Annotated in this window: 6 protein-coding genes and 1 riboswitch; of the genes, 2 read left to right on the top strand and 4 right to left on the bottom strand. The window is 73.1% G+C overall.

Going from position 1 to position 4,946, the window contains the following annotated elements; genetic code table 11:
- Nucleotides 1-39 precede the first annotated feature (39 nt).
- Both VGR37_02970 and VGR37_02965 read right to left on the bottom strand, forming a co-directional pair.
- Nucleotides 40-1,380: an aminotransferase class I/II-fold pyridoxal phosphate-dependent enzyme gene (locus VGR37_02970; GenBank protein HEV2146355.1), complete on the bottom strand. Its 1,341-nt coding sequence runs from the start codon at nt 1,378-1,380 to the stop codon at nt 40-42.
- A 318-nt stretch (nt 1,381-1,698) separates the two neighbouring features.
- On the bottom strand, nt 1,699-2,388 hold the full coding sequence (locus VGR37_02965; GenBank protein ID HEV2146354.1) for a M23 family metallopeptidase: 690 nt from the start codon (nt 2,386-2,388) through the stop codon (nt 1,699-1,701).
- A gap of 13 nt (nt 2,389-2,401) precedes the next feature.
- A riboswitch (cyclic di-GMP riboswitch) is annotated at nt 2,402-2,498 on the bottom strand.
- 313 nt (nt 2,499-2,811) lie between these two features.
- On the opposite strand from VGR37_02965, the gene VGR37_02960 reads away from it, so the two are divergent.
- Entirely contained in the window at nt 2,812-3,201 is a 390-nt protein-coding gene (locus VGR37_02960) for a hypothetical protein (protein HEV2146353.1), read from the top strand.
- 85 nt (nt 3,202-3,286) lie between these two features.
- Here the strand turns inward: VGR37_02960 and VGR37_02955 are convergent, their stop codons facing one another.
- Together VGR37_02955 and VGR37_02950 are read right to left on the bottom strand one after the other, a co-directional pair.
- On the bottom strand, nt 3,287-3,562 hold the full coding sequence (locus VGR37_02955) for a hypothetical protein (GenBank protein ID HEV2146352.1): 276 nt from the start codon (nt 3,560-3,562) through the stop codon (nt 3,287-3,289).
- Between the two features lie 63 nt (nt 3,563-3,625).
- Nucleotides 3,626-4,063 carry a VOC family protein gene (locus VGR37_02950; GenBank protein ID HEV2146351.1) on the bottom strand — a complete coding sequence of 146 codons (438 nt, stop codon included), beginning with the start codon at nt 4,061-4,063 and terminating at the stop codon, nt 3,626-3,628.
- A gap of 285 nt (nt 4,064-4,348) precedes the next feature.
- Between VGR37_02950 and VGR37_02945 the strand changes: the two genes are divergently transcribed.
- Nucleotides 4,349-4,946, top strand: a 598-nt coding sequence (locus VGR37_02945) for a hypothetical protein (GenBank protein ID HEV2146350.1), incomplete at its 3' end; no start/stop codon positions are given.

The raw sequence follows: 4,946 nt of genomic DNA, 5'->3' as shown, positions 1-4,946 counted from the left end.
CGCCGGGGCCCCGCCCGCCGGACCGCCGCCGAGCGACGGTCAGGCCGCCACCGCCGCCTCCTCGCGCGCCGCTTCCGCAACCTCGCCGGTGACGTAGGCGCGCGCCTCGGCGATGGCGTCCGCCACCACGGACGCCGCGTGGTGCACCTGCTCGTCGGTGTGCGTGGCCATCACCTGCATGCGGAAGCGCGCCCCCTTGAGCGGCACGGCCGGGAACTCCACCAGGTTGGCGAACACGTGCCGCCCGGCCACCAGGCGCCCCGCGATCCGGGCCGTCGGTGCGTCGCCGATGGGCACCGGGACCACCGCGGAGGGGATCCCGATGCACTGGATCCCGCGGCGGGCGAGATGGTTGCGAAGCGCGTTCACGTTGTGCATCAGCCGCTCGCGGAGGTGGTCCCCCTCGTCGGAGCGGACGATCTCCAGCGCCTCGCGGACCACGGTGGCCTGCACCGGGGAGATGGCGTTGGAGAAGATGTGCGGCGCGCCGAACACGCGCACGTACTGCCGCACCGCCGCCGAGCGCGACGCCACGTACCCGCCGTTGGAGGCGAAGGTCTTGGAGAAGGCGCCCATCACCAGGTCCACCTTGCCCAGCATCTCCTGCGCGCCGACGCTCCCCGTCCCCCGCGGCCCCCGCGCGCCGAAGTCGTGGGCCATGTCCACCAGGAGCGTGGCCCCGTACTCGCGGCAGATCCCCTGCAGCTCCTCGATGGCGGGGACGTCCGAGTCCATGGAGAAGAGCCCCTCCGTGACCACCAGGATCCCGTTCTCCGCGTCCCGGGAGCGGATCGCGTGCAGGCGCCGGCGCACCCCCCCGTTGTCCAGGTGGCGGAAGCGGTGCACGTTCTGGGTGGCCGCGGCGGCGCCGGTCTGCAGGCAGGAGTGCGCCAGCGCGTCCATCACCACGTGGTCGGAGGGGCGAACCAGGGCGGTGACGACGCCGAACCCGGCGCCCCACCCGGAGGAGAAGAGCGCCACGTACGGCGCTTCCAGCGCCTCCCCGAGCGCCTTCTCCAGCCGCAGCGACGGGGTGGTGTTCCCCGCGAACATCCCGGAGCCCGCGCTGTGCGGGCCGTAGTCGCGGATGGCGCGGTGCGCCGCCTCCGCGATGGCTGGGTGCGAGGCGAGCCCCAGGTAGTCCTGCGAGGCGAAGTTGATCCCGGCGGTGGCCTCGCCGCTCTCGTTGCGCACGACGCACTCCGCGGTGGGCGCGTAGTCCAGGCTCCGGGAGTAGGGCCAGAGCCCCAGCTCTCGGCGCGTGTCCTGCCACTCGAAGAAGGCCTCCGTGCGGCGGAGGAGGTCGGGCCCGGTCGGCTGCGCGAAGGTGCCGACATGGTGGGTGAACAGCTCGGTCTGGAGCAGGGCGCGGTCGTCCACGGGACTATCCTCCGAAAGGCGTAGCGGTGAGTCCGGTGCACGCGTGTCCGCCGTCGCTGCGCCCGTGGCGTCCCGGTGGGGAGAGCGGGGTGCGGAGGACTACGTGGCCGCCGGGGGGCGGGGTGGGAGCCGGCCGGGGATGGGTGACGAGGTGCCCTGGCGTTGTGCTCTGTGTCCGATAATAAACGCTCCGCACCGACACGTCAATAACCAAGTTTTAGCCGGCCGGCGTCGCCGTGGCTCAGGAACCACCGTAAAAGTAGACGCCCGCGGGAGATCCGAAGATCCCCCGCGGGCGCGGACTGCCGGGCGGAGCGCTCAGTTCAGCCCGTCTACTTCCTTCCCGGTGAGGAGCGCGTACGGGTTCAGGGGGGTGCCCCGCCACCACTGCCGCGCGTCGTTCAGGAGCGACACGGAAAAGTGCAGGTGGAAGTCGCCCGGCTGCGCGTTGCCGGTGTCGCCCACGTAGCCGATCACCTCGCCGCGCCGCACCCACTGTCCCTCGCGCAGCCCCTCCGCGTAGCGGTCCAGGTGCGCGTAGTAGTACCGGGTGCGGCCGTCCTCGTCCAGGTGGTAGATGGAGTTCCCGCCCAGCGCCCCCTGGTGGAGCTTCACGATGCGGCCGTCGGAGACCGCCACCACGGGCGTTCCCCGGGGCGCGTGGATGTCGATGGCCTCGTGCGTGCGGCCGCCGGAGCGCCCCTCCAGGAAGGAGTCGCGCAGGCTGGCGGCGGACACCCCCTCCACCGGGATGGCGAGCCCGGTCAGCCGGGACAGGTACTCCAGCTTGGGAGTGCCGAGGAGGCGGCCCACGATCCGCGGGCGCTCGCGCTCCGCGGACCTGGACTGCGCGTCGAGCTGCGCCGGCCCGGCCAGGAGCGCCAGCGCGCCGCAGAGCAGCGCGCAGCGCGCGGCGAGGCGCAGGGCGCGGGGCCGTGGGGGAAGCTCGGGGTTCTGGGGGGAACGGGGGACGACGGAAACGCGGGGGTTCCTGGGGTCTCGATGCATTCTCGCGGGAGTCTTCGACGGCTCGACCGGCGTGGCGGGCGCGCGATGGCGCCCACGGTAGCCTCGGAGCTTTGCGTCCCCGCCTTTCGGCGGGTTTGCCGTTCTCGGCTGGCCGGCGGTGCTGCTGCCGGAGGGGAATGTGTCAGAGAGGCTCCCAGGATACCCCCCGGCCCGAGGGCGCGCAAGAGTTTGCAAACAAGTTGCAACACGACAACGACTTACCTCCCGCTGGCCGGCGGGGGCGCACACCGGCGATTTCCCGAAGGGCGCCCCCTATGGGCCACCGCGGGCCGGGCGGGGCGCCGGCCCGCCCGTCCGGCGCCGCTCCGGGCCGGGGGGGTGGAACGCGGGCGCCGGATCGTGGTACGGTGTTGTACACGAGCCGTTTCCGCCTCGTACTCGAACCGCAGCCGCATCGCTGTCATGAAGTACAATGCGCTCCTGCTGGTGGCCGCGTTGGGGGTGCTCTCCGCCGTGGTGATCTTCGCCGACGCGCTGGCCGTCGCCGTCCGTGCCTTCGTGCGCCGCCGCAAGCAGCGCAACGGGAGCTACGGGGTGGTGGTGGACAGCCGCGGGAACGTGCTGGGGGTGTACCTGGACCCCTTCGCGCAGAACAGGCAGGGCGCCCGGGTCCACACGGGCGACTCTCCGTGGACGACCCCGGGGCCGGACTCCTGGAGCGGGTGGGCGTGGGAGGGGTTCGGTGCGACGGTGGACGAGGCGCACGCCGAGGCCAACCGCCTCCGACGGAGGTACGTGCAGCTCCTGCCCTGGCTGGGCGACGGGGCGGGGGAGGAGACGGCGGACTTCTGAGGAGTGCGAGAGTGCGAGAGTGCGAGAGTGCGCCCCCGCCGGGAGATCCCGGTGGGGGCGCCGTCTTCCCGCGGAGGCGGGCGGCTCAGCCGGCGGTCTCGGCGGAGTCCAGGCCGTGGGGCGAGGTGATGGAGTGGTCGGCCACGTCCTCGGCGCCCTGGCGGCGGGCGCAGTGGGCGCAGCAGTAGAAGGTGCCGTTGGCCTCCACCCCGTGGCCGACGACCTTGCAGCCGCAGTGGGCGCACACCGGCGCCAGCTTGTGGATGGCGCACTCGAAGCTGTCGAACACGTGGCGGTTTCCCGCGGCGATCACCTCGAACGACAGGTAGTAGTCGTTGCCGCACACTTCGCACCGGGCCATCGTCGCCTCCGGGGTCGGGGAAAAGGGGAGGGCTCCGGCGACCGCAGGGCGCGGGCCACCGCGTCACCCGCCGCCGCCCGGCGCCGGCTCCGGGAGCCCCCACATGGCGGGGGAGGCCAGCTCCACGCTGTTCCCGGCGGGGTCGCGCAGGTACAGCGACACCCCGCCGTGGGGCCACTCCACCTCGGACTCCGTCTCCACCCCCAGGCTCCGCAGCCGCTCCCGCCAGGCGTCCAGCTCCGCACCGCGGACGGCGAAGGCCACGTGCCCCGCTCCGTGCGCGCCGTGCAGGGGAACGGGGCGCCCGCCCACGTGGGTCTGCTCGGCGGCGGTGCGGCCGGGGTCGAAGACGAGGAGCATGCCCGCGCCGCAGCGGAAGAAGACGTGGCGCTCCTCGGCCCTGGCATGGACCTCCAGGCCCAGCACGGTGGTATAGAACGCCTCCGCGGCCCGCAGGTCGGCCGCGTACAGGCACGTTTCTAGCACTCCGCCGACGTTCATTCCGCTCCGGGGTGGACGGTCTTCCGGAAAACACCGCGACATCGCGAGCAGGGGCGCCGGCCGGGCACGCAGCGCCCGGCGGCGGAATCCGCTGCCGGCACGATCCGGGCCGCACCGCCGTGTGCGGGGACCCGGGCCGGCGGCATGGAATGTGAGGTTGCGGGCGGGCGTCCGGGGTGAGATCTTGGCGCCGCCCATCCAGACGAAACGTACGAGAGCCGCAGCCCGCGCCGGCGTGTTCCGCCCGGCCCGAGGGCGCATTTGCCAGTCATTCAGAAGAGCGCAATGAACGTCATCACGCTGAACAACGGGGCCGAGGTCCGGGTGAGCCCGGAAGACCACGAGCGCCTCTCGGGGCTCTCGTGGAGCCAGTTCCGCAACGGGCGGGCGTACCGCAAGGAGCTGATCCCGCGGGAGCTGCGCGGCGGGAAGAAGACGCACCGCACCCTCCTTCTGCACCGCGAGGTCATGGGGGTGGACGACGCCCGCCAGGTGATCTTCCGCGACGGCGACCCCACCAACTGCACCCGCGAGAACCTGGTGGTGGTGAGCGCCAACTTCCGCCCCCGGCAGCGCGCCAAGAAGGGAGGCTCCTCGCAGTACCGGGGGGTGGGGTGGAACAAGGCCAAGGGGATGTGGCAGGCCTACGTCCGCGTGAACGGGAAGCTGAAGCACCTCGGCTTCTTCCCCGAGGGACCGGAGGGGGAGGAGCAGGCGGCGCGCGCCTACGACGAGGCGGCCAGGGCGGAGTTCGGGGAGCTGGCGGTGCTCAACTTCGCCCGGGTGCGCAGGCGCAGGCTGGTGGCGCGCCCGGCCGGGGTGTCGCAGGACCGTATCCGGCCGCGGCTCACGGCCGTGCCGTCCGGGCGCGCGGAGGCGGAGC

It is taken from the genome of Longimicrobiaceae bacterium (genome assembly GCA_035936415.1).
Taxonomy (GTDB): domain Bacteria; phylum Gemmatimonadota; class Gemmatimonadetes; order Longimicrobiales; family Longimicrobiaceae; genus JAFAYN01.
The sequence above is the reverse complement of the archived record's forward strand: the minus strand, read 5'-3'. Positions and strand labels throughout refer to the sequence as shown.